Origin of the sequence: Pseudomonas sp. HTZ2 (assembly GCF_033173945.1) — a bacterium.
Lineage (GTDB): Bacteria > Pseudomonadota > Gammaproteobacteria > Pseudomonadales > Pseudomonadaceae > Aquipseudomonas > Aquipseudomonas guariconensis.
In genome coordinates this window covers 4,155,274-4,178,567 of sequence record NZ_CP137332.1, presented here as the reverse complement: position 1 = coordinate 4,178,567, position 23,294 = coordinate 4,155,274, and the positions used below count along the sequence as shown (strand labels likewise).

The following is a 23,294-nucleotide window of genomic DNA, read 5'->3' as shown; positions in this document are numbered from 1 at the left end:
TGTCGGTGACGGGTCGCCCGACGACGCAAAGCAACCGAATTAACCGCCGTGGCCACTAGACAGGACCTGCATAGGCCCTGAAAATAAGCGTTTCAGTGCACACCTGTACTTCTTTGCCAGGTGCGCTGTGACTTTCACCACAACGCAATAGTCTACCTGTAGGCTGCCGTCTCGGACTCAACCGCCGAGCCGGCCGGGAAGATTCAGCCCCAGCCGCACGGGGATTATTGAGGAGCTCGCATGACCAAACAAAACGCCTTTACTCGGGAAGATTTGCTGCGCTGCAGTCGCGGTGAGCTGTTCGGCCCAGGTAATGCGCAACTGCCCGCCCCGAACATGCTGATGGTCGATCGCATCACCCATATCAGCGCCGAAGGCGGCAAGTACGGCAAAGGTGAATTGGTCGCCGAGCTGGATATCAATCCGGACCTGTGGTTCTTCGCCTGCCACTTCGAGGGCGACCCCGTCATGCCAGGCTGCCTGGGCCTGGATGCCATGTGGCAACTGGTCGGTTTCTTCCTTGGCTGGCAGGGTCTGCCAGGCCGCGGCCGCGCCTTGGGCTCGGGCGAAGTGAAATTCTTCGGCCAGGTACTGCCTTCGGCCCAGAAAGTCACCTACAACATTCATATCAAGCGCGTCCTGAAGGGCAAGCTGAACATGGCCATCGCCGATGGCTCGGTCAGCGTCGACGGCCGCGAGATCTACACCGCCGAAGGCCTGCGGGTCGGCGTGTTCACCTCCACTGACAATTTCTAAGGGTTATTCGCATGCGCCGCGTCGTTATCACTGGTCTGGGCATCGTATCGTGCCTGGGCAATGACAAAGCTACCGTCACCGAAAACCTGCGCAACAGCCGTCCGGGTATCCGTTACAACCCGGAATACAAGGAAATGGGGCTGCGTAGCCAGGTTTCCGGTTCCATCGACCTCAACCTCGAAGAGCTGATCGACCGCAAGGTCTACCGCTTCGTCGGCCATGCCGCTGCCTACGCCTACCTGGCCATGCAGGACGCGATCAAGGACGCCGGTCTGACCGAGGAGCAAGTCTCCAACCCGCGTACCGGCCTGGTTGCAGGTTCCGGCGGCGCCTCCACCCTGAACCAGATGGAAGCCCTGGATACCCTGCGCGAGAAAGGCGTCAAGCGCGTCGGCCCGTACCGCGTCACCCGCACCATGGGCAGCACGGTATCGGCGTGCCTGGCCACCCCGTTCAAGATCAAGGGCATCAACTACTCGATCTCGTCGGCATGCGCCACCTCCGCACACTGCATCGGCACCGCCCTGGAGCAGATCCAGTGGGGCAAGCAGGACATCGTCTTCGCCGGCGGCGGTGAAGAAGAGCACTGGAGCCAGTCGTTCCTGTTCGATGCCATGGGCGCCCTGTCGACCAAGCGCAACGAAACCCCTGAACTGGCCTCGCGCGCCTATGACGCTGACCGCGATGGCTTCGTCATCGCCGGTGGTGGCGGCATGGTCGTGGTCGAGGAGCTGGAACATGCCCTGGCCCGTGGCGCCAAGATCTATGCCGAAATCGTCGGCTACGGCGCAACTTCCGACGGCTACGACATGGTTGCCCCGAGCGGCGAAGGCGCGATCCGCTGCATGCAGCAGGCGCTGGCCACCGTCGACACCCCGATCGACTACCTCAACACCCACGGCACCTCGACTCCGGTCGGTGACGTCGCCGAGATCAAAGGTGTACGTGAAGTGTTCGGCGACAAGGCTCCGAAGATCAGCTCGACCAAGAGCCTGTCCGGCCACTCCCTGGGTGCCGCAGGCGTACACGAGGCGATCTACTGCCTGCTGATGATGGAAAACAACTTCATCGCCGGCTCCGCCAATATCGACGAGCTGGACCCGGAGGTCGCCGACCTGCCGATCCTGCGCCAGACCGAAGAAAACGCCAAGATCGACACGGTCATGAGCAACAGCTTCGGCTTCGGTGGCACCAACGCCACCCTGGTGCTCAAGCGCTGGACTGGCAAGTAACAGCCTGACCTCGCTGCAACGAAAACGCCCCGACTGGTTCGGGGCGTTTTCGTTTGGCTGCAAGAACAGAGCGAGGGCCTTGCCCTTGCTGGGCTACACCGAAAACCTGTGCACCAGTGCGTTCAGATCCACCGCCAGCTGCGACAAGGCCTGGCTCGCCGCCGAGGTCTGCTCGGCCCCCGCCGAGGACTGGTGCGCCAGGTCGCGGATGGTGGTCAGGTTGCGATCCACTTCTCGGGCCACCTGAGCCTGCTCTTCCGATGCACTGGCGATCACCAGGTTGCGTTCGTTGATCCGCGCTATGGCCGCCGTGATCGCCTCCAACGCCTCGCCCGCGGCATGGGCACCCTCAAGGGTCGAACGCGCCCGCTCATTGCTTTGTTGCATGCCGTGCACCGCACGTTCGGTGCCGGCCTGGATGGCAACGATCATCTGCTCAATCTCGCGGGTAGACGTCTGTGTGCGGTGGGCCAACGCCCTTACCTCATCAGCCACCACCGCAAAGCCACGCCCCGCCTCTCCCGCCCGCGCCGCCTCGATAGCGGCATTGAGCGCCAACAGGTTGGTCTGTTCAGCAATAGCACCTATCACATCCAGCACCTTGCTGATGTCCTGAACCTGCTGGGCCAGTTGCCCGACCTCATCGGCATTGTCGGCCACGCCCGCCGCCAGGGACTCGATGGCATGCACGGTCGCCTGCACCTGTTCACGCCCCTGGCGGGCGATACGGTCGGACTCGCGGGAGGCCTCTGACGTCGCTACCGCATTGCTCGCCACCTCCTCCACTGCCGAGGTCATCTGGTTGACGGCCGTCGCCGCCTGTTCGATTTCCTGGCTCTGTTGCTGCAACCCTCGGGTAGCGTCCTCGGTAACCGCACTGAGCTGCTCGGAAGCTGAAGCTAACTGTCCCGCCGAATCGGAAATTCGTCCGATGGTGTCACGCAGGCTCTGCTGCATGACCTTGAGCGCCGCCTGCAAGCGCGCAGGCTCGTCCTCGCCCTGCACAGTGATCTGCGGCGTCAGGTCGCCCTTGGCGACCGTCTCAGCCACCTGTAACGACTGCCCCAGCGGCCGCACGATACTGCGTGTCAGGGCCAGCGCCAGGACCACGGTCATGGTCACCGCCACCAGTAACAATCCCCACACCCAGACCTTGGCCCCTGCGTAGACCGCCTCGGCAAGATCCGTGGCGCGATCGGCATGGTGGATGTTCAGCTCGATCAGTTCGTTGAGGGTCGCGGTCATCTGGTCAGCGAACTGGTTCATCTCGCCGTTGACCAAGGTCGCGGCCGCATCGGTGCGCCCTTCGCCCGCCAGTTGCATTACCTGGCCCTGCAGGTCCAGGTATTGGCGTTCAAGCCCTTGGTAGCGAGTGAGCAGCGTGTGCTCTTCCGGCAACACGATCAGCGCCTTATAACGCTGCTGGACTTCGTTCAAGCCGGCTTTGAGTTCTTCGATACGCGCACGGTTCTGCTGTTGTGCCGCCGGCGCCGGGTCGATCAGCAGGCGCAAGGTCAGGGCGCGGATTCGCAACATGTCCTGAGTCATGCGCCCGACCGAAATGACACTGGGCAACCAGTTGTCGTCCACCTGCTCGGCTTGCTGGCGCATCTGTGTCATCTGTTGGAGAGAAAAGCCCCCGAGCAGGGCGACCAGCAAGGCCATCAGGCCAAAGCCAAGCCCCGCACGGGGGGCGATATTCAAACGTCTCAGACTCATGTACAGCTCCCTCTGCCACGTTGTCGTTGTTATAGACACTATCGGGGAGGGGCCGAATTTGCTTAAGACGAAAAGGCAATATCAAAGGGCCAGAATCAAGCGGCACGCATTATTTTGGTGCACCCGGTAGCACTGACAGAAAATTCGTGTGCGCCACACGGTTGGCCACTTCGACCGGCAGCGCATCGAGGAAGGCATCAAAACCGTGCATCTGCTCGCCGATTCCGGAAAAGCGCCCGACCACATCCGAACCGAGCATGAAACGCCCCGGGAACCGCTCGACCAGCTTGACCCATGCCTCGTGCGGCTTGCCCTGCCCGTCCAGCAAGTAAGGCTCGCGCATGCTCCAAGAGAGATCGATATACAGGTTCGGGTAGTCTTCGAGCAGCCGGGTGAGCACTGGCAGGAGGAAGTTCATCTGTGTCTGATGCCGATGGATTTCCGCGCTGGTACCGGCATGGGCCCAGATGAAGCGGGTGTGTGGATGGTTACGCAGTGGCTCTTCGATCTCCGCCAGGTAAAGCGGGTTGCGCTCGCGCTTGGAGGTGATGTTGGAATGGATGAGCACCGGCAAGTCACGCTCGGCCGCCAAGTGATAGATCCGCGTCATGGCCTCATTGTTGGCCCTGGGCGTATCGCCACTGGTGAGCGCAGTCAGATCGTCATGACGGGTGAACACCTCGCCAATGCCCTGCCAAAGCCCTGGGTACAGCTCAAGCATGCGCTCGATGTGGCTGACGGCATTCTTGTCCACCGGATTGAAGCCGCTGAGAAATGGATGCAAACGTCGGCGCTGCTGCGGCGGCAACTGCTGCACCGCGGCGGCGACGTAGACATCGGTGGCGCTGTACCAGTAGGCGTCCGCATCATCACCGGCGTAGTAGCGCGGGCGCTTGGGCTCATCTTCATGCCACTTCTTGGCCACGGGAATACCCGCGATCATGGACTGCTCGACCCCAGCCTCGTCCATGGCCTTGAACAGCGCAGCCATGCCCTCGCTCTCCTGGAAGAAGTCGACGTAATGCAGGTGGGCATCACTGTAGCGGTAATCCCGCGCCTGCACCGTCAGGCACAGGACGGTGGACAACAGCAGGCAGGCCAGCGCTCTGGCGATCATGGTGGTCTTTCCTCTGCGGCTTGGAGAAGAGTAGACCCGAGCCTGCGCAAGGCGGTTCAGCCCGCTTCGCTGAACCGCTATGCTTGAGGCATCCGTCGCCCGCCTGGAGCCCTGTCATGAGCCGCCCCTTGATCATTCATCCGCGCGCCGAATCGGTAGAGGGCCAACCGATCCTGCGCCCACTGCCATCGGCCCAGTGTCGCAGCGTGGGTCCTTTCGTGTTCTTCGACCACATGCTCGATACACGCTATGCCCCCGGCAGCGGCATGGACATCCGCCAACACCCGCATATCGGCCTGTCGACCCTGACGTATTTGTTCGAAGGCGAAATCCTGCACAAGGACAGCCTGGGCTCCGAACAGCGCGTCCTGCCCGGCGATGTCAGCTGGATGACTGCAGGTAGCGGCGTCGCTCACGTCGAGCGCACTCCCGCCGATGCCTTGAGCAGGGGTTCGCGCCTGCATGGCCTACAGGTATGGCTGGCTTCGCCCCGCGAGAATGAGCAAGGGCCGCCCAGCTACAGCCATCATCCGGCTGATAGCCTGCCGGTCAGCGACAATCTGGGCGTAAGCATCCGCATGATCGCAGGCCAAGGGTTTTGTCTTGAATCCCCAGTGCCGGTGCTCTCCCCTACCCTGTATGCCCTGGTACAAATGCAGGCGGCCACCACGCTCAACGTGCCCCTCGAACATGCCGAGCGTGCCCTCTACCTGCTTGATGGCGAGCTGCTGCTGGGCGAGGACGAGGTCGAGCCATGCAACCTGCTGGTACTGCCCGAAGGCGAAGAGGTGACGCTGTATGCACAAAGCGAGTGCCAGCTGGTGCTGATCGGTGGCGCGCCGCTGGATGGGCCACGGCGGATGAACTGGAACTTCGTGGCCAGCGATCCGGAACTGATCGAACAGGCCCGGGCGCGCTGGGCTGCGGGGGATTGGCCGACAGTGCCGGGGGAAACGTCGCGGATCGAATTGCCGCGTTGAGAGGGCCGCCATGTGGTCAACGCAGGCCTCGCAAGGACCCAAGGGGCTTGTGGCGTTGTAGCGCGGCAGATCCGTGGGCGCTGGCTTAGCCTGCGATGGGCTGCCGCGCAGCCCTTGCCCAGTCAGCGCTGGAACACTTCGTCCAGCAGGTTGTGCATGGCACGGAACGCACGCTCGCTGGTACGGCGGTCGTATTGCATCTTGCCGGGCACGTTGGCGGACGGGTCGGTGAACGAGTGCACCGCACCGCCATAACTGAGCAATTGCCAGTCGACCTTGGCCGCGTTCATCTCCTCCTCGAACGCCGGCAACTGCTCCTTTGGCACCAGCGGGTCGGAAGCACCGTGCAACACCAGCACAGAGCCTTTGATGCGCTGGGCATCGGCCGGGTTCGGCGTATCCAGCGTCCCGTGGAACGACACTGCCGCCCGTAGGTCGGCGCCGGTACGGGCCAGCTCCAGAGCGCAGCAACCACCGAAACAGAAGCCAAAGGTCGCCACCTTGCCCGGCTCCAGCAATGCCTTGGACTGCCCGAGCAATTGTGCCAAGGCTTCCTGCATGCGCTTGCGCAGTTCGCCACGGTCATTCTTGAGCGGCATCATCGCCGCGCCCGCCTCGTCGGCATTGGATGGACGAACCGATTGTCCGTAAAGGTCAGCAACCAGCACCACATACCCCTGGCTGGCCACTTCCTTGGCAATCCGTTCGGCGCCTTCGCCGACGCCCATCCAGTTCGGCGCCATCACCAGGCCCGGCTGGGGCAGCGCGCCCGGCTCATAGACCAGGCGGCTCTCGTAGGCCTTGCCCGCATGGTGATAGACCAGCGATTCGACGATTACCTTGCTCATCAAACTCCTCCTTGCACCATGAAAAAAGCCCGCCGAAGCGGGCTTTGTCTTCAACTCAAGCAGACAATTCGACCAACAGCTTGTTCAGGCGACGAACGTACGCCGCCGGATCCTTCAAGCTGTCACCTGCTGCCAGCGCAGCCTGGTCGAACAGGATGTGGGAAAGCTCCGCAAAGCGGTCCTCGCTCTGTTCATTATCCAGCTTCTCGATCAGCGGGTGGCTCGGGTTGAATTCGAAGATCGGCTTGGAGTCCGGCACCTTCTGACCACTGGCCTCGAGGATCTGGCGCATCTGCAGGCCCAGGTCCTGCTCGCCGATGGCAAGGATCGCCGGCGAGTCGGTCAGACGGTGCGAGACACGCACTTCGGCGACACTCTCACCCAGGGCGGTCTTCAGGCGCTCGACCAGGCCTTCCTTCTCCTTGGCGACTTCTTCCTGGGCCTTCTTGTCTTCCTCTGAGTCCAGCTTGCCCAGGTCCAGGTCGCCACGGGCGACATCGACAAAGGCCTTGCCGTCGAACTCATTGAGGTAGCTCATCAGCCACTCGTCGATGCGGTCAGTCAGCAGCAGAACCTCGATGCCTTTCTTGCGGAAGACTTCCAAGTGCGGACTGTTCTTGACCTGTGCGTAGGACTCGCCGGTCAGGTAGTAGATCTTGTCCTGGCCTTCCTTGGCGCGGGCCAGGTAGTCCGCCAGCGCAACGCTCTGCTCGCCGCTTTCGTCGGCGGTCGAGGCAAAGCGCAGCAGGCCGGCAATCTTCTCCTTGTTGGCGAAGTCTTCGGCCGGGCCTTCCTTCATCACCTGACCGAAGTTCTTCCAGAAGCTCTTGTACTGTTCAGGCTCGTTCTTCGCCAGTTTCTCCAGCATGTCCAGCACGCGCTTGGTCAACGCCGACTTCATCGAGTCGATGATCGGATCCTTCTGCAGGATTTCGCGCGAGACGTTCAGCGACAGGTCATTGGAATCGACCACACCCTTGATGAAACGCAGGTAAAGCGGCAGGAACGACTCGGCTTGGTCCATGATGAATACGCGCTGCACATACAGCTTCAGGCCGCGCGGCGCTTCGCGCTGGTACAGGTCGAACGGTGCGCGGGCCGGCACGTACAGCAGCGAGTTGTACTCCAGCTTGCCTTCGACCTTGTTGTGGCTCCAGGCCAGCGGGTTCTCGAAGTCATGGCCGATGTGCTTGTAGAACTCCTGGTACTCCTCGTCCTTGATCTCGGTACGCGGACGGGTCCACAGGGCGCTTGCGCGGTTGACGGTTTCCCATTCCTGGGCAGGCTTTTCTTCGCCTTCGGCGGTCTCGACGTGCTGCTTGGGCAGTTCGATCGGCAGAGCAATATGGTCGGAGTATTTCTTGACGATGTTGCGCAGGCGCCAACCATCGGCGAACTCTTCTTCGCCCTTCTTCAAGTGCAGGACAATACGGGTACCGCGTTGCGGCTTGTCGAGCGTGGCGACTTCGAACTCGCCTTCACCCTTGGACGACCAGTGGACACCCTCGGCGGCAGGAAGACCTGCGCGACGGCTGTAGACATCGACCTTGTCGGCGACGATGAACGCCGAATAGAAGCCGACGCCGAACTGGCCGATCAGGTGCGAGTCCTTCTTCTGGTCACCGGTCAAGTTCTTCATGAAGTCGGCAGTGCCGGACTTGGCGATGGTGCCCAGGTGCGTGATGACGTCTTCACGGCTCATGCCGATACCGTTGTCCTCGAGGGTCACGGTGCCGGCGTCCTTGTCGAAGCTAACGCGGATCTTCAGCTCGGCGTCGCCTTCGAGCAGCTCTGGCTTGGCCAGCGCTTCGAAACGCAGCTTGTCGGCGGCGTCGGAGGCGTTGGAAATCAGCTCACGCAGGAAGATCTCCTTGTTCGAATACAAGGAATGGATCATGAGGTGCAGCAGTTGCTTTACCTCGGTCTGGAAGCCCAGGGTTTCTTTTTGAGTTTCCACACTCATGGTCTTCAAAACTCCGATCTGTTGGCGGTGGCCACCTGGCGCCCCTCGAAGGGCTGCGTTGGCGGCGGATGTCCAGCAGATGGGGGCTGGCCTGACTATTTCAAGGGCTTTTCCGGTTCAATCTTGAAATGAGCACGCGCGGTAGCGATCGGTGAGTCGGGGTCGGCCTGCCAGGCGGTGATGGCGACGTTGGTCACCCGACGCCCCTGGCGCCAGAGCTGACAACGCGCGAACGTGTCGCGATAGTGCCCGGCCCGCAGGTAATCGATGGAGAAATCGATGATCTTGGGAATGCTGGCGCTCTCACTGTAGATCAGTAGGTAAAGGGCCGCGGAGAGCTCCATGAAGCCTGCGATCACCCCGCCATGGATCGCGGGCAGCAAGGGATTGCCAATGTTGTCCTGGTTCGCCGGCAGACGAAACAGTAAGTCATCACCCTGGCGCTCGCACTCGATGCCGATGAGTCCGGCGTAGGGAATCAGCCTCAGCAAAGGCTGGTAATTGCCGACGGCGTGGGCTTCGTTGAGCTGGAGACGAACATCAGCAGGAATCATGACCTCTCCTCCTTGAGGCTGTTGCCGAAGCGGATGCCGCCCTTGACCTCCTGCCCCAGACGCATGAAGGTGCCGACCACATGACAAATCGGGCGTGACGGATCGTCCTGGTAGGCAGTGCCGCGGGTAAAGATCACGTCGCGAGTCACCCGGTAGCACTGCGCATGGCCGTGAATATCCTTGCCTGCCTCGGCCGGGTGCATGTAGTCGATGCGAAGGTCCAGCGTCGGGCAGACCTCGAAGCGCGGCAGGGCGCACAAGGTGGCCATGCCACAGGTGGTGTCCATCAGCGTGGTCAGGGCTCCGCCGTGCACCGCGCCGGTCTGCGGATTGCCGACGATGGCCGCAGACCAAGGCAGCACCAGTGTCATGCCTTCGGCATCGGCGTGGTGGACTCGCATCCGCAATAACTGACAATGTTTCAATGCGGACAGAAAGCGTTCGGCCATGGCCCGCAGGTCTGTATCTGTCATGGGGCAACCTGTTTTTGTGAGGCTATTCACTCTGCACAAATCCGAGGAAAAGTCTATCTGGATCCACGCTATATATATCTGTAATCTTCGCGGAACTTATTCCACTTACTTGAGCTCGAATGGAACAAGTAAGTTATTCCACCAAGGAGAGACACCCCATGCGTAAACCTTTTGCTTTTGCCCTGATGCTGGCCGCTGCCATGGGCCTGGCCGCTTGCGACAAGGCGAGCGAAAACAAGGCTCCGGAAACCAAGACCGAGCAAGCCGCCCCTGAAGCTGCCCCAGCTACCCCGGCTCCAGAAGCCGCCCCTGCTACCCCAGCTCCGGAAGCCACTCCTGCTCCGGAAACCGCTCCAAGCGAAGAGCCGGCCAAGCAGTAAGCAGCACGTAAAAAAACCCGACACTGTCGGGTTTTTTTATGCCTGGCGTTCAGGGAAGGGGTCAGCTAGCCGGGCTGGCAGGCTCTTTGAGCCCCTCCCCGGCCACCGGCTCGGTGGGCGTGAATACCATTACCTCGAGCACATCGGAATGAAACTCCCGGCGATAGAGAATCAGCACCACGCAGACACTGGTGACCATGAACAACCAAGGGCTGATGAACCAGGCCAGCATGGCCATTCCGAAGTAATACGAACGCAGCCCGAAGTTGAACTGGTTGGCTGCCAGTGATAATACCCGCGCCGCTCTAGATGCAAATGCCTTGCGCTCCAACTCACTGACTTGTCGCTCACCGATCATGGGCGCAGAACCCACCAGAACTGCGGCGAAGTTGTACTGGCGCATACACCAACTAAAAGTGAAGAAGGCATAGACGAACACCATTGCCAGCCCCAGCAGCTTGATTTCCGACATGCCTTGGGACGCCTGCTGCACCAGAGGCAGGTCGGCCAGCAACGACAGCGCGCGGTCCGATGCCCCGAGCACGGTGAGGATACCGGCAAGGATGATCAGCGTACTGGAGGCGAAGAACGAGGCGTTGCGCTCCAGATTGCCGATCACGCTGGCATCGGCGATGCGGTTGTCACGCAACAACATGCGGCGCATCCAGTCCTCCCGGTACAAGTGCAGCACGCTGGCCAGGCACGCGGTGTCGCGCCCTTTCCAAATCGCATAACGGGTGTAGCCACCCCAACAGAGGGCGAACCAGCAGGCCGCAACCCAGTGGCTCAGATTGCTGTGAATGAAGCTCATGCAGGCTCCTGATCGTTCAAGTCCTGAGAATATTGAAGTCCGCTTTTCGACGCACGGCGGCCAGAAAAGACACGCTCTGGAAACAAAACGTAGCAACAAAAAACCCCGTATCCGAATGGACACGGGGTTGGCGTTTTGACCATCGGCTGGCGCCCTTTGGCTTGTGGCCGGCGCCAGCGCTCTGGCTTCAACGTATCAGGCCAGCGCCTCGCGGGGCTTGCCCAGCATGCGATCGCATGCAACGGCCAAGCCCAGGGTGATGACCGACGGCACCAGCCAGGCCAGGCCCTGATCGCTCAGCGGCAGATGGGCCATGGCGTCCGGCAGCATGTGCGCCAGGTTGCTGCCTTTGATGGCATCGACCATGCCGAACAGCAGCGACACCAGCATTACCGGCGCCAGGATGCGCACCGGCGAGTTCCAAAGCTCTTTGACGAAGCTCAGGCCCACCACAACGATGCAGGGCGGGTAGATGGCGGTCAGAACCGGGATCGAGAACAGGATCAGCTTGGTCAGGCCGAGGTTGGAGATCAGCAGCGAGAAGCCGGCCAGGATCACTACCAGTGCACGGTAGGACAGCGGCAGGATCTGGCTGAAGTACTCGGCACAGGCGCAGGTCAGGCCCACGGCGGTCACCAGGCATGCCAGTGCGATCAGCACCGCGAGGAAGCCACTGCCCAGCGAGCCGAAGGTGTGCTGCACGTAGGCATGCAGGACCGCAGCGCCGTTGGTCGCACCCATGGCGATGTCATGGCTGCCGGCACCCAATCGGAACAGGCTGATGTACACGAGCGCCAGGCCCACACCAGCGATCAGGCCAGCGATGATGGCGTAACGGGTGATCAGTTTCGGCGACTCCACACCGCGCGAACGGATGGCATTGACGATGACGATACCGAAGACCAGCGCACCCAGGGTGTCCATGGTCAGATAGCCATTGATGAAGCCCTGGGAGAACGGCGCGGCCACGTAGGCCGGCTGCGCCTCACCGATGGTGCCGGCCGGCAGCGCGAAGGCAGCGATGCCCAGCACGGCCAGGGCGATGATCTTCAACGGGGCCAGGAACCGGCCGACGGTATCGAGCAGCTTACCCGGATACATCGACACGGCCAGCACCACGATGAAGTAGATCAGGCTATAGATGAACAGCGCGAGCGGGCTCTCACCCGTCAGCGGTGCCACACCGACCTCGAACGAGACCGTAGCTGTACGCGGGGTGGCGAACAACGGGCCCACCGACAGGTAGCACACGGCCGCCAGCAGGCCGCCGAAGAACTTGCCGATCGGGCTGCTCAGGGCGTCCATGCCGCCGCCGACCTTGGCCAGGGCAACCACGGTGATGACCGGCAGACCCACAGCGGTGACGAGGAAGCCAAGGGCTGCCATCCAGACATGTGGACCGGATTGCAAACCAACGATAGGCGGGAAGATGATGTTGCCCGCGCCGACGAAAAGCGCAAACGTCATAAAGCCAAGCGCCAGGATATCCTGGCCTTTCAACACTTTCATTTAGGGTAGTACCACACTGCTGAAATCGGGGTTCGAGAAGGGATTTCCCCAGGGGTATGGGAAAATGCTGCCCGGCTTGATAGGCCAGACCCGTTTAGCGTGTCGTTCCCTTTTGGGGGACGGGCACAGAGTGAACGCGTAGGTTAACCGTTTTACCCGGCAAACGCACTGGCACAGGCCTGCTTGTCCGATGTGCGTATGTTCTTGTCGTCTGGGTGACTCTGTGACGCGGTTAATGCTGGCAGATAGGATCAAGCCCGTCTGCCTTAAAATCCCTATCAAATCGATCGATTTTTCTTACAAGTTACACAAACCTGCCGAAAACGCCGGCTTGTCCTCGGCAGGTCATTCCTCAAAGCGGTTTGTCAGCCGCGTCTATCCCAACGCTCTGCCAAAAGCGTTTGATTTCGTGAATGTTGCCAAAGTTGTAGCGTGGCCCGGTGTAAAAGCCACCGTCACCGGAACAAAAAATTTCGGAGTCGACGCCGGTCTGCGGCAAGGTTTCGCTACCGGCGCTGTATAGACGGGCTTGCGCCCAAACAGGTTTGTGCATGACTTTCTACCTTTTTCACGGTTTACATCAGGATTGATGTGCTTGCCACAGCGCCTGGATGCGCTGGTGTATATGCTGCTCTTGCGAACCAAGCCCCGAATAGATCGGCCGCAGTTCCTCATCGAAACACCACTCCTGCCGCCCATTTCGGCTCGCGGCAGGAACAGCGACCATCAATGCCAACGACAGGGAAAACTCCTCGGGAGGAATCTGATAATGCAGGTCCTCAAAGGCACGCATATGTAGGAGCTTGCCTGGGCTCAAGCGAACTTCTTCAGGCTCACCCAGTACAGGCCTGGTCCGCGCGTCGACCTGCGCTGCATTGAGTATCGGGTACTTCATGGTTCGGTAGCCGCAGCCTTGATAACCCACGGCATACAGTTCGAAATCGTGGGTATGTGGCACGCCATAGATGAAGGTTTGCCGCTCAGCCTGCGCTTGGGCCGGCAACCAGCAGGTCATTCGCAGGGAGACGTACTGCGAGGCATGCAACGCAAAACCGTACGGGCTGTACACCTGCTCCCCGCGGCTGAAGGCGTGTTGCTGGATGTGCTCATACATGCACTCCCCAAGCAGGCTGCGATTCTGCGCAAGCGCCAGAAGGTCGGCGCTGATCGCGTCCTGCTCTCGCTCAAGATCCCGCTGCTCGAGTCGCTCGATGAATGTATCCAGTTTCATGCCGCCCCCTGCCCAAGGTAGTTCGACAGCATGTCGTCGAGTGCAGGGTCGGATAGTGAGCGAAGGACCTTCAGATAATGCTCAAGATGCCCTGGAGCCAATCTCATCAACACCTCGAAAGCCCGCCAACGGACAGCCGAATGGTGGTGATAGATCAGCTCACCTGCCACAGCTTCCAGATACGGATCCTCGATGCGCTGGAGTGCATCGAGCCACACAAGAAAGCGCGAAACCTGCGGATCGGCCGGAAACCAGGCGATACGTGCCAGCGTGGTGCGGTCGAACACCTCGATGTCACTGCCGGGGTTTGGCAGGTTCAAGCTGAAGACCAGACGCTCTGACCGTTCATCTGGGCATAGCGCCACCACCTTACAAGCACCGTCTACAAGCACGGGCGCTTGGGGTGTCACCTCCACCTTCACACCGTTGCACAGGCGGTCGGATTCGCGGTTGAACAGCCATAGGGGGTATTCGAAGCCCTGGGGTGCAAACCAGATGCTGTAACCCGAAGTGGAATACAGATGATCCGCTGTCGAGCGCACCCGCGTGACATCCAGTGCAACAGGTTCATGTGGGGCATTGAGTCGTAGACGCTCACTGAAATGAGCGACCGTGCCACACAACATGGCCTTGCTCCCAGGCTCGCCCTGGTCTTTCATGCGTTGGTCAAAACCCTGCCATGCGGCGTTGACGAATGCACGCATGTCGGTACACCTCACCTGTTCCAACAGGACGGCCGGTTCGGGTTTCCTACTCAGCAATGCTTCCATGAAGTTTTCTTTCATCCGCTCTTCTGATCTCGAGCGGGATGATCTCTGACATGGGTAACGTCATTAAGATGGAAGTAATCCCCTGAAACGACAAAGGCCACCCGAGGGTGGCCTTTGTGCGCGTGGGGGGTAAAGCGTATTACTTCTTCATTTCCCAACCGGTCAGCTCGGCCAGCGCCTTGCCGATGTCAGCCAGGGAACGCACGGTTTTGACACCAGCGTCCTGGAGGGCGGCGAACTTCTCGTCAGCAGTACCCTTGCCACCGGAGATGATGGCGCCAGCGTGGCCCATGCGCTTGCCCGCAGGCGCGGTAACGCCGGCGATGTAGGAAACGACAGGCTTGGTCACGTTGGCCTTGATGTAGGCCGCGGCTTCTTCTTCAGCAGAACCGCCGATTTCACCGATCATAACGATCGCTTCGGTCTGCGGATCTTCCTGGAACAGCTTCAGGATATCGATGAAGTTGGAGCCTGGGATCGGGTCACCACCGATACCAACGCAGGTCGACTGACCGAAACCTGCGTCGGTGGTCTGCTTGACCGCTTCGTAGGTCAGGGTGCCGGAACGGGAAACGATACCGACCTTGCCTGGCAGGTGGATGTGGCCTGGCATGATGCCGATCTTGCACTCGCCCGGGGTGATGACACCTGGGCAGTTAGGGCCGATCAGGCGTACACCCAGCTCGTCGCACTTGACCTTGGCGTCCAGCATGTCGAGGGTAGGAATACCCTCGGTGATGCAGACGATCAGCTTGATGCCACCAAAGGCAGCTTCCAGGATCGAGTCTTTGCAGAACGGAGCCGGAACATAGATGACCGAAGCTTCGGCGCCGGTGGCCTCAACCGCTTCCTTCACGGTGTTGAACACCGGCAGGCCCAGGTGGGTGGTGCCACCCTTGCCTGGGGTTACGCCGCCAACCATCTTGGTGCCGTAGGCGATGGCTTGTTCGGAGTGGAAAGTACCCTGCGAGCCGGTGAAGCCCTGGCAGATGACTTTGGTGTCTTTATTGATCAGGACGCTCATTACTTGCCCTCCGCAGCTTTGACAACTTGTTGAGCAGCGTCGGTCAGGCTGGTTGCCGCAATGATGTTCAAACCGCTTTCTGCCAGTACTTTAGCGCCCAGTTCGGCGTTGTTGCCTTCGAGGCGAACGACGACCGGAACTTTAACGCCGACTTCTTTCACTGCACCGATGATGCCTTCGGCAATCATGTCGCAACGAACGATGCCGCCGAAGATGTTGACCAGAACGGCCGCGACATTGCTGTCGGACAGAATGATCTTGAACGCTTCGGTAACGCGCTCTTTGGTAGCACCACCGCCAACGTCGAGGAAGTTGGCCGGCTTGCCGCCGTGCAGGTTGACGATGTCCATGGTACCCATGGCCAGACCGGCACCGTTGACCATGCAGCCGATGTTGCCTTCCAGGGCAACGTAGTTCAGTTCGAACTTGGCAGCGTGGGCTTCACGGGCGTCGTCCTGGGACGGGTCGTGGAAGGTCTTCAGCTTTGGCTGACGGTACATGGCGTTGGCGTCGATGTTGATCTTGGCATCGAGGCAGTGCAGGTCGCCGTCGGCCTTGATGACCAGCGGGTTCACTTCCAGCAGGGCCAGATCGTGATCCTTGAACAGCTTGGCCAGGCCAACAAAGATCTTGGCGAACTGTTGAACTTGCTTGCCTTCCAGACCCAGCTGGAACGCCAGTTCACGACCTTGGAACGGCTGAGCGCCGACCAGCGGATCGATGGTAGCCTTGAGGATCTTCTCGGGAGTTTCGTGAGCGACTTTCTCGATGTCCACGCCACCTTCGGTGGAAGCCATGAACACGATACGGCGGCTCGAACGATCGACTACAGCGCCCAGGTACAGCTCTTTGGCGATGTCAGTGCAGGATTCGACCAGGATCTTGGAAACTGGTTGACCGTTGGCATCGGTCTGGTAGGTGACCAGGTTCTTGCCGAGCCACTGTGCAGCGAACGCCTTGGCGTCTTCCTTGCTGCGAACCAGCTTGACGCCGCCCGCCTTACCGCGACCACCAGCGTGGACCTGGGCCTTTACGACCCACTCGGAACCGCCGATCTTGTCGCAGGCTTCTGCAGCTTGCTCAGGGGTATCGACTGCGAAACCCTTGGAAACTGGCAGGCCGTATTCAGCGAACAGCTGTTTACCCTGATACTCGTGAAGATTCATGCTTTTTACCGTCTTCGTTAGGTACTGCGCTTCGGCGCTGCGCCATCACTGGCGCCGCACCACCTGTGACCGTTGACCCCGGGTTTCCCGTGTGATCCGGTCCGGCGGACGTTCCGCGGTGAGTCTTGCACGCAAGACCCACGACGGGCAGCCCGCCGTGGTTTCTTATAATTAACGCTTCTTACGGTTGGCGACGTGAATGGCGCCGCCATTCACAGCCAGCGCTGCTTCATGCAGCGCTTCGGACAGGGTCGGATGGCTGAAGACCATCATGCCCAGATCCTCGGCACTGGTGCCGAATTCCATTGCGATCGCGCCTTGCTGAACCAGCTCGGCAGCCGATGGGCCGATCACGTGAACACCCAGGACACGGTCGGTCTTGGCATCGGCGATGACCTTGACGAAACCGCCGGTATCGTTGGCTGCCATCGCACGGCCGCTGGCCGCGAACGGGAAGGTGCCCACGTTAACCTCAACGCCCTCGGCCTTCAAGGCCTGTTCGGTCTTGCCGACCCACGCGATTTCCGGGTGGGTATAGATGACCGACGGAATCAGGTCATAGTTCATCTGGGCTTTGTGGCCCTTGATGCGCTCGACGACCATGATGCCCTCTTCCGAGGCCTTGTGCGCCAGCATCAGACCACGGACCACGTCACCGATGGCGTACACGCCCGGTACGCTGGTCGCGCAGTAGTCGTCGACGTAGATGTAGCCACGCTCGTCGATGGTCACACCGCTGTCGGCAGCCAGCAGGTCGGTGGTCACCGGACGACGGCCCACGGCCACGATCAGTTTGTCGAAGACGATCTTCTGCTCGCCGTTGGCGTCGGTGTAGGTGACTTCGACTTCTTCGCCATTGACCTTCGAGCCGGTCACGCGAGCGCCCAGCTTGATGTCCAGGCCTTGCTTGGTCAGGGTTTTCTGGGCTTCCTTGGAAACCGCGGTGTCAGCGGCCATCAGGAAGGTGTCCAAGGCTTCCAGGACGGTCACCTGGGCACCCAGGCGGGACCATACCGAACCCAGCTCCAGACCGATCACGCCTGCGCCGATGACGCCCAGACGCTTCGGTACCGATTGGAATTCCAGGGCGCCGGTGGAATCGACGATGACTTTCTGGTCGACCGGAGCAGGCGGAATGTCGATCGGACGCGAGCCGGAGGCCAGAATCACGTTCTCGGCTTCGATGACTTCGGTGGTGCCGTCAGCCTTGGTGACTTCGACTTTCTTGCCAGCCAGCAGTTTGCCGTGACCTTGGATAGAGGTAACACCGTTGGCCTTGAACAGGGTGGCGACACCACCGGTCAGGTTCTTGACGATGCCAGCCTTGCGGCCAACCATCGCAGCAACGTCCATCTTCACTTCGCCAGTGGAGATACCGTGGACGTTGAAGCTCTCTTTGGCCTCCTTGTACTTCCAGGAGCTGTCCAGCAGGGCCTTGGAAGGAATGCAACCCACGTTCAGGCAGGTACCGCCCAGGGCCAGTTTGCCCTCGGCGTCGGTGTATTTCTCGATGCAGGCGGTCTTGAGGCCGAGCTGAGCAGCCTTGATCGCGGCCACGTAGCCGCCAGGACCTGCACCAATCACCACTACGTCGAATTTCTGGGTCATAAAAGATTCCTTTTTAGCTTCAAGCGGCAAGTTGCAAGCCGCAAGACTGGCAAGCTTCGACGTGAAGCTTGCCGCTTGCAGCTTGCAGCTGCGCGATTAGATGTCCAGCAGCAGACGAGCCGGATCTTCCAGCAGATTCTTGATGGTCACCAGGAAGGTTACCGCTTCCTTGCCATCGATCAGGCGGTGATCGTAGGACAGCGCCAGGTACATCATCGGGCGAATGACCACTTGGCCGTTGATCGCCATCGGACGCTGGATGATGTTGTGCATGCCCAGGATGGCAGCCTGCGGCGGGTTGACGATCGGGGTCGACATCATCGAGCCGAAGGTACCACCGTTGGTGATGGTGAAGGTACCGCCAGTCATCTCTTCGATGGCCAGTTTGCCTTCGCGGGCCTTCTTGCCGAAGGTGGCGATGCCGTTCTCGATCTCGGCCAGCGACATCGATTCGGCGTTGCGCAGGACAGGAACCACCAGGCCGCGGTCGCTGGAGACGGCAACGCCGACGTCAGCATAACCGTGGTAGACGATGTCGTTGCCATCGATCGAGGCGTTGACGGCCGGGAAGCGCTTCAGTGCTTCGGTGGCAGCCTTGACGAAGAACGACATGAAGCCCAGGCGTACGCCGTTGTGGGACTTCTCGAACAGGTCCTTGTACTTCGAGCGCAGGGCCATGACTTCGGTCATGTCCACTTCGTTGAAGGTGGTCAGCATGGCCATGCTCGACTGGGCTTCGACCAGACGCTCGGCGATCTTGGCGCGCAGACGGGTCATCGGCACACGCTTCTCGGTGCGATCGCCTGCGGCAGTGACCAGTGGCGCAGCAGCAGCGGCAGGCTTGGCAGCCGGAGCGGCGGCAGGCGCGGCCTTCTTGTTGGCGATGGCGGCAACCACGTCTTCCTTGGTGACGCGGCCACCTTTACCGGTGCCGGCAACCGAAGCCAGATCGATGCCGTTCTCTTCAGCCAGCTTGCGAGCGGCTGGAGCGGCGATCGGGTCTTCTTCGCCAGCGTCGGCGACAGCGGCAGCCGGAGCAGCAGCGGCCGGGGCGGCGGCAGGCGCGGCGGCGGCAGCGCCACCTTCAACGATCGAACCCAGGACTTCGTCGGACAGGACGGTATCGCCCTCGCCCTTGACGATGTCGCCCAGCACGCCGTCGGCGGTGGCCAGAACTTCCAGGACGACCTTGTCGGTCTCGATGTCGACGATCAGCTCGTCACGCTTGACGGCATCGCCCGGCTTCTTGTGCCAGGTGGCAACGGTGCCGTCGGCGACCGATTCCGGGAAGGTTGGGGCTTTGATCTCGATAGCCATTATCAGTGTTTCCTTAAATTCGGTTTCAGGTGCGCGAAGGCGTTAGACAGTGAAAGCATCCTGCAGCAGTTTTTCCTGCTGCTCGGCGTGCATCGAAGCGTAGCCACAGGCTGGCGCGGCGGAAGCGTCGCGACCGGCGTATTCCAGGACCAGCGCCTTGTTGTGGCGGGTCAGGATACGGCGCATGTGATGCTGGCTGCTGTACCAGGCGCCCTGGTTCATCGGCTCTTCCTGACACCAGACCGCGTGCTTGAGGTTGGTGTAAGGCGCCAGGATTTCCACCAGGTCGTCCTCAGGGAACGGATACAGCTGCTCGATACGCACGATGGCGATGTCTTCGCGGCCTTCGGCACGGCGCTTTTCCAGCAGATCGTAGTAGACCTTGCCGCTGCACAGCACGAGGCGCTCGACCTTGGCCGGATCGAGAGTGTCGATTTCCGGGATCACGGTCTGGAACGAACCTTCGGCCAGATCTTCCAGGGTCGAGACGGCCAGCTTGTGGCGCAGCAGCGACTTAGGCGTCAGGACGATCAGCGGCTTGCGCAGCGGACGGATGACCTGGCGGCGCAGCAGGTGGTAGATCTGAGCCGGAGTGGTCGGTACGCAGACTTGGATGTTGTGCTCGGCGCACAGCTGCAGGTAACGCTCCAGACGCGCCGAGGAGTGCTCGGGACCCTGGCCTTCATAGCCATGCGGCAGCAGCATGGTCAGGCCGCACAGACGACCCCACTTGTGCTCGCCACTGGTGATGAACTGGTCGATCACGACCTGGGCACCGTTGGCGAAGTCACCGAACTGGGCTTCCCAAATCACCAGCGCGTTCGGCGTGGTGGTGGAGTAGCCATATTCGAAGGCCAGTACCGCCTCTTCCGACAGGAAGGAGTCGTACAGCTCGAACTTCGGCTGGCCCGGGAATAGATTCTGCAGCGGTACGTAGGTGCTGGCGTCCTTCTGGTTGTGCAACACCGCATGGCGGTGCGAGAAGGTGCCACGACCGATGTCCTGGCCGGTCATGCGGATCGGGTGACCTTCGAACTGCAGGGTGGCGTAAGCCATGGTCTCTGCGTAACCCCAGTTGATCGGCAAGCCACCGGCCTGCATCTTCTGGCGGTCTTCGTAGATCTTCGCGACCTGACGTTGGACGACAAAGCCTTCCGGCAGCTCGAGCAGCTTGGCCGACAGGTCCTGCAGGGTCTTGAGGTCGAAGCGGGTGTCGTGACGCGCAGTCCAGGCATGGCCCAGGTACGGACGCCAGTCGACGAACAGCTCGCGGTTCGGCTCCTTGACCAGGCTCTTGACCACGTGCAGACCGTTGTCCAGGGCGTTGCGGTACTCGTCGATCTTGGCCTGGGCGCGCTCGGCATCGATGCGACCAGCCTGGATCAACGCGTCGGCATACAGCTCACGGGTGGTGCGCTGCTTGCTGATCTGCTGGTACATCAGAGGCTGGGTACCATTCGGCTCGTCGGCCTCGTTGTGGCCGCGACGACGATAGCAGACCAGGTCGATGACCACGTCACGCTTGAACTGCATGCGATAGTCGATAGCCAGCTGAGTGACGAACAGCACCGCTTCCGGATCATCGCCGTTCACGTGCAGGATCGGCGCCTGGATCATCTTGGCGACGTCGGTAGCGTACTCGGTGGAGCGCGAGTCCAGCGGGTTGGAGATGGTGAAGCCAACCTGGTTGTTAATCACGATGTGCACGGTCCCGCCGGTCTTGAAACCGCGAGTCTGCGACATCTGGAAGGTTTCCATGACCACGCCCTGACCGGCGAACGCAGCGTCACCGTGGATCGAGATCGGCAGAACCTTGTCACCCACGGTGTCGTTGCGACGGTCCTGGCGGGCGCGCACCGAACCTTCCACCACCGGCGAGACGATTTCCAGGTGGGAGGGGTTGAACGCCATGGCCAGGTGGACTTCGCCACCGGGGGTCATCACGTTGGAGGAGAAGCCCTGGTGATACTTCACGTCACCGGAGCCCAGCTCGTTCATCTTCTTGCCTTCAAACTCGTCGAACAGCTCGCGCGGGTTCTTGCCGAAGGTGTTGACCAGCACGTTCAGGCGGCCGCGGTGGGCCATGCCGATCACGACCTCCTTGGTGCCGTAGGAGCCGGAGCGCTGGATCATTTCGTCCAGCATCGGGATCAGGCTTTCGCCGCCCTCGAGGCCGAAACGCTTGGTCCCCGGGTACTTGGTGCCCAGGTACTTTTCCAGGCCTTCGCCCGCGGTGACGCGCTCGAGCAGGTGAGTCTGCACGTCAGCGGAGAATTCAGGACGGCCACGAACGCTTTCCAGACGCTGCTGGAACCAGCTGCGCTGCTCGGAATCGACGATGTGGGTGAACTCGGCGCCGATGGTGCGACAATATGTCTTCTGCAGCGCATCGAAAATTTCGCGTAGGCTCGCTTCCTCTTTGCCGATGAACAGGTCACCGGTACGGAAGGTCGTATCAAGGTCGGCATTGGTCAAGCCGTAGTGATTGATCGACAGGTCTACGGGCGCAGGACGCTGCCACAACCCCAACGGGTCGAGCTTGGCAGCCTGATGGCCGCGCATACGATAGGCCTGGATCAGTCGCAGAACTTCAACCTGCTTCTTCTCGTGTTCACTGCTCACGCTCCCGGCGGATACCGGTTGGGCGCGGCGCTGGTTCTTTGCCAGCAGTACGAAATGGTCGCGGATTGTAGAGTGCGATACATCGGTAGCGGTGCTGCCGTCGGCGGGCAACTTCTGGAAGTAGGTGCGCCACTCTTCTGGCACAGCGTTAGGGTCGTGCAGGTAGAGCTCATAAAGCTCTTCCACATATGCAGCGTTACCACCTGAAAGGTGGGCGCTTTCCCACATGCGCTGCATCACGCTTTCTTGCATGCTTGGTCACCCTCGGTTAGGGGACTGATCGGCAAAAGCCACAGCAAACCTGGAAAAGTCCGAACACAGCGACTGAACCACGCCACCTGGATCCTGCTGATTTTCCGGGTACCAGCCCGGAAGCCCCTGCTGGTCTCATATCTTCATAGGTAATGAGCGCGGGCTTTGTAGGCCCTTGCTCGGGTTTTACCTTGGTGCGGGCTCAGCGCCCGCACCTCGGCTTACTGCAGGTGCAACATTTTTGAATCAGGTGCCGCTTTGCAGCAGCATGTTACGTACGTGACCGATTGCCTTGGTCGGGTTCAGACCTTTCGGGCAAACGTTTACGCAGTTCATGATCCCGCGGCAGCGGAATACGCTGAACGGGTCATCCAGGGACGCCAGGCGCTCCTGAGTCTTGGTATCACGGCTGTCGGCCAGGAAGCGGTAGGCCTGCAGCAGCGCGGCGGGGCCCAGGAACTTGTCCGGGTTCCACCAGAACGACGGGCAGGAGGTCGAGCAGCAAGCGCACAGGATGCACTCGTACAGACCGTCCAGCTTGTCGCGGTCTTCCGGCGACTGCAGACGCTCGATGGCCGGGGCCGGCGTGTCGTTCTGCAGGAACGGCTTCACCTTCTCGTACTGCTTGTAGAAGATGCTCATGTCGACGACCAGGTCACGAATGACCGGCAGACCCGGCAGCGGGCGCAGAACGAGCTTGTTGCCCTTGACCACCGACGACAGCGGAGTGATGCAGGCCAGGCCGTTCTTGCCATTGATGTTCATGCCATCGGAACCGCAAACGCCTTCACGGCAGGAGCGACGGTACGAGAAGCCCTCGTCCTGCTCCTTGATCAGTGCCAGCACGTCCAGGACCATCAGATCCTTGCCACCGGTATCGACCTGGAAGGTCTGCATCTTCGGCGCCGAATCGGTATCCGGGTTGTAACGATAAACTTCGACTTGCAACATAGCGGCCACCC

At 60.8% G+C, this 23,294-nt stretch carries 21 protein-coding genes; 4 read left to right on the top strand and 17 right to left on the bottom strand.

Features of this window, described 5'->3' with window-relative positions; genetic code table 11:
* The first annotated feature begins 240 nt into the window (after positions 1-240).
* Positions 241-756 (top strand): 3-hydroxyacyl-[acyl-carrier-protein] dehydratase FabA, encoded by a 516-nt coding sequence (gene fabA, locus R6G97_RS19320; RefSeq protein WP_043211383.1) that lies wholly within the window; start codon positions 241-243, stop codon positions 754-756.
* Positions 757-767: 11 nt separating this feature from the next.
* Positions 768-1,988 (top strand): beta-ketoacyl-ACP synthase I, encoded by a 1,221-nt coding sequence (gene fabB / locus R6G97_RS19315; protein ID WP_043211385.1) that lies wholly within the window; start codon positions 768-770, stop codon positions 1,986-1,988.
* A gap of 93 nt (positions 1,989-2,081) precedes the next feature.
* Here the strand turns inward: fabB and R6G97_RS19310 are convergent, their stop codons facing one another.
* Positions 2,082-3,707, bottom strand: coding sequence for a methyl-accepting chemotaxis protein (locus R6G97_RS19310; RefSeq protein ID WP_182818386.1), 1,626 nt, complete (start codon positions 3,705-3,707; stop codon positions 2,082-2,084).
* A 109-nt stretch (positions 3,708-3,816) separates the two neighbouring features.
* Positions 3,817-4,824 (bottom strand): amidohydrolase family protein, encoded by a 1,008-nt coding sequence (locus R6G97_RS19305; RefSeq protein WP_043211390.1) that lies wholly within the window; start codon positions 4,822-4,824, stop codon positions 3,817-3,819.
* Between the two features lie 116 nt (positions 4,825-4,940).
* On the opposite strand from R6G97_RS19305, the gene R6G97_RS19300 reads away from it, so the two are divergent.
* Positions 4,941-5,804 (top strand): pirin family protein, encoded by an 864-nt coding sequence (locus tag R6G97_RS19300; protein ID WP_043211393.1) that lies wholly within the window; start codon positions 4,941-4,943, stop codon positions 5,802-5,804.
* 122 nt (positions 5,805-5,926) lie between these two features.
* On the opposite strand, the gene R6G97_RS19295 is transcribed toward R6G97_RS19300, so the two are convergent.
* The 4 genes from R6G97_RS19295 to R6G97_RS19280 all read right to left on the bottom strand — a co-directional run bounded on the left by R6G97_RS19295 (position 5,927) and on the right by R6G97_RS19280 (position 9,642).
* Positions 5,927-6,652, bottom strand: coding sequence for a dienelactone hydrolase family protein (locus R6G97_RS19295; protein WP_043211395.1), 726 nt, complete (start codon positions 6,650-6,652; stop codon positions 5,927-5,929).
* Positions 6,653-6,707: 55 nt separating this feature from the next.
* On the bottom strand, positions 6,708-8,615 hold the full coding sequence (gene htpG, locus R6G97_RS19290) for a molecular chaperone HtpG (RefSeq protein WP_043211396.1): 1,908 nt from the start codon (positions 8,613-8,615) through the stop codon (positions 6,708-6,710).
* Between the two features lie 95 nt (positions 8,616-8,710).
* Complete coding sequence (locus R6G97_RS19285; protein ID WP_090345916.1) at positions 8,711-9,169, bottom strand: PaaI family thioesterase; 459 nt, start codon at positions 9,167-9,169, stop codon at positions 8,711-8,713.
* The gene (locus tag R6G97_RS19280; RefSeq protein WP_043211400.1) at positions 9,166-9,642 is read right to left on the bottom strand and encodes a PaaI family thioesterase; all 477 of its coding nucleotides are present in this window, start codon (positions 9,640-9,642) and stop codon (positions 9,166-9,168) included. Before R6G97_RS19280 ends, R6G97_RS19285 begins: the two co-directional genes overlap by 4 nt.
* Before the next feature lie 158 nt (positions 9,643-9,800).
* Here R6G97_RS19280 and R6G97_RS19275 point away from each other — a divergent pair, with 158 nt between their 5' ends.
* Positions 9,801-10,022 (top strand): hypothetical protein, encoded by a 222-nt coding sequence (locus R6G97_RS19275; protein WP_043211402.1) that lies wholly within the window; start codon positions 9,801-9,803, stop codon positions 10,020-10,022.
* A 61-nt stretch (positions 10,023-10,083) separates the two neighbouring features.
* On the opposite strand, the gene R6G97_RS19270 is transcribed toward R6G97_RS19275, so the two are convergent.
* From R6G97_RS19270 to R6G97_RS19220, 11 genes are all read right to left on the bottom strand, one after another.
* Positions 10,084-10,833 carry a DUF599 domain-containing protein gene (locus R6G97_RS19270; RefSeq protein WP_317847375.1) on the bottom strand — a complete coding sequence of 250 codons (750 nt, stop codon included), beginning with the start codon at positions 10,831-10,833 and terminating at the stop codon, positions 10,084-10,086.
* Between the two features lie 195 nt (positions 10,834-11,028).
* A complete protein-coding gene (gene brnQ, locus R6G97_RS19265) occupies positions 11,029-12,342 on the bottom strand; it encodes a branched-chain amino acid transport system II carrier protein (RefSeq protein WP_043211407.1) in 1,314 nt (437 codons plus the stop codon).
* A 352-nt stretch (positions 12,343-12,694) separates the two neighbouring features.
* The gene (locus R6G97_RS19260; protein WP_043211409.1) at positions 12,695-12,895 is read right to left on the bottom strand and encodes a hypothetical protein; all 201 of its coding nucleotides are present in this window, start codon (positions 12,893-12,895) and stop codon (positions 12,695-12,697) included.
* A gap of 27 nt (positions 12,896-12,922) precedes the next feature.
* Entirely contained in the window at positions 12,923-13,573 is a 651-nt protein-coding gene (locus R6G97_RS19255; RefSeq protein ID WP_043211410.1) for a hypothetical protein, read from the bottom strand.
* Positions 13,570-14,358, bottom strand: coding sequence for a hypothetical protein (locus tag R6G97_RS19250; RefSeq protein ID WP_317847374.1), 789 nt, complete (start codon positions 14,356-14,358; stop codon positions 13,570-13,572). The genes R6G97_RS19255 and R6G97_RS19250 overlap by 4 nt, the downstream gene beginning before the upstream one ends.
* A gap of 124 nt (positions 14,359-14,482) precedes the next feature.
* Positions 14,483-15,367: a succinate--CoA ligase subunit alpha gene (gene sucD / locus R6G97_RS19245; RefSeq protein WP_043211414.1), complete on the bottom strand. Its 885-nt coding sequence runs from the start codon at positions 15,365-15,367 to the stop codon at positions 14,483-14,485.
* Entirely contained in the window at positions 15,367-16,533 is a 1,167-nt protein-coding gene (gene sucC, locus R6G97_RS19240) for an ADP-forming succinate--CoA ligase subunit beta (RefSeq protein ID WP_011534748.1), read from the bottom strand. Before sucC ends, sucD begins: the two co-directional genes overlap by 1 nt.
* Before the next feature lie 171 nt (positions 16,534-16,704).
* A complete protein-coding gene (lpdA, locus tag R6G97_RS19235; RefSeq protein WP_043211417.1) occupies positions 16,705-18,141 on the bottom strand; it encodes a dihydrolipoyl dehydrogenase in 1,437 nt (478 codons plus the stop codon).
* 96 nt (positions 18,142-18,237) lie between these two features.
* Positions 18,238-19,458 carry a 2-oxoglutarate dehydrogenase complex dihydrolipoyllysine-residue succinyltransferase gene (gene odhB / locus R6G97_RS19230; RefSeq protein ID WP_317847373.1) on the bottom strand — a complete coding sequence of 407 codons (1,221 nt, stop codon included), beginning with the start codon at positions 19,456-19,458 and terminating at the stop codon, positions 18,238-18,240.
* A 42-nt stretch (positions 19,459-19,500) separates the two neighbouring features.
* Entirely contained in the window at positions 19,501-22,332 is a 2,832-nt protein-coding gene (locus tag R6G97_RS19225; protein ID WP_043211421.1) for a 2-oxoglutarate dehydrogenase E1 component, read from the bottom strand.
* Positions 22,333-22,578: 246 nt separating this feature from the next.
* On the bottom strand, positions 22,579-23,283 hold the full coding sequence (locus tag R6G97_RS19220) for a succinate dehydrogenase iron-sulfur subunit (RefSeq protein ID WP_043211423.1): 705 nt from the start codon (positions 23,281-23,283) through the stop codon (positions 22,579-22,581).
* Positions 23,284-23,294 lie beyond the last annotated feature (11 nt).

Bases quoted from the DNA above. Each gene is read 5' to 3' on its own strand.
- fabA (WP_043211383.1), top strand. From the start codon at position 241: ATGACCAAACAAAACGCCTTTACTCGGGAAGATTTGCTGCGCTGCAGT.
- fabB (WP_043211385.1), top strand. From the start codon at position 768: ATGCGCCGCGTCGTTATCACTGGTCTGGGCATCGTATCGTGCCTGGGC.
- R6G97_RS19310 (WP_182818386.1), bottom strand. From the start codon at position 3,707: ATGAGTCTGAGACGTTTGAATATCGCCCCCCGTGCGGGGCTTGGCTTT.
- R6G97_RS19305 (WP_043211390.1), bottom strand. From the start codon at position 4,824: ATGATCGCCAGAGCGCTGGCCTGCCTGCTGTTGTCCACCGTCCTGTGC.
- R6G97_RS19300 (WP_043211393.1), top strand. From the start codon at position 4,941: ATGAGCCGCCCCTTGATCATTCATCCGCGCGCCGAATCGGTAGAGGGC.
- R6G97_RS19295 (WP_043211395.1), bottom strand. From the start codon at position 6,652: ATGAGCAAGGTAATCGTCGAATCGCTGGTCTATCACCATGCGGGCAAG.
- htpG (WP_043211396.1), bottom strand. From the start codon at position 8,615: ATGAGTGTGGAAACTCAAAAAGAAACCCTGGGCTTCCAGACCGAGGTA.
- R6G97_RS19285 (WP_090345916.1), bottom strand. From the start codon at position 9,169: ATGATTCCTGCTGATGTTCGTCTCCAGCTCAACGAAGCCCACGCCGTC.
- R6G97_RS19280 (WP_043211400.1), bottom strand. From the start codon at position 9,642: ATGACAGATACAGACCTGCGGGCCATGGCCGAACGCTTTCTGTCCGCA.
- R6G97_RS19275 (WP_043211402.1), top strand. From the start codon at position 9,801: ATGCGTAAACCTTTTGCTTTTGCCCTGATGCTGGCCGCTGCCATGGGC.
- R6G97_RS19270 (WP_317847375.1), bottom strand. From the start codon at position 10,833: ATGAGCTTCATTCACAGCAATCTGAGCCACTGGGTTGCGGCCTGCTGG.
- brnQ (WP_043211407.1), bottom strand. From the start codon at position 12,342: ATGAAAGTGTTGAAAGGCCAGGATATCCTGGCGCTTGGCTTTATGACG.
- R6G97_RS19260 (WP_043211409.1), bottom strand. From the start codon at position 12,895: ATGCACAAACCTGTTTGGGCGCAAGCCCGTCTATACAGCGCCGGTAGC.
- R6G97_RS19255 (WP_043211410.1), bottom strand. From the start codon at position 13,573: ATGAAACTGGATACATTCATCGAGCGACTCGAGCAGCGGGATCTTGAG.
- R6G97_RS19250 (WP_317847374.1), bottom strand. From the start codon at position 14,358: ATGAAAGAAAACTTCATGGAAGCATTGCTGAGTAGGAAACCCGAACCG.
- sucD (WP_043211414.1), bottom strand. From the start codon at position 15,367: ATGAGCGTCCTGATCAATAAAGACACCAAAGTCATCTGCCAGGGCTTC.
- sucC (WP_011534748.1), bottom strand. From the start codon at position 16,533: ATGAATCTTCACGAGTATCAGGGTAAACAGCTGTTCGCTGAATACGGC.
- lpdA (WP_043211417.1), bottom strand. From the start codon at position 18,141: ATGACCCAGAAATTCGACGTAGTGGTGATTGGTGCAGGTCCTGGCGGC.
- odhB (WP_317847373.1), bottom strand. From the start codon at position 19,458: ATGGCTATCGAGATCAAAGCCCCAACCTTCCCGGAATCGGTCGCCGAC.
- R6G97_RS19225 (WP_043211421.1), bottom strand. From the start codon at position 22,332: ATGCAAGAAAGCGTGATGCAGCGCATGTGGGAAAGCGCCCACCTTTCA.
- R6G97_RS19220 (WP_043211423.1), bottom strand. From the start codon at position 23,283: ATGTTGCAAGTCGAAGTTTATCGTTACAACCCGGATACCGATTCGGCG.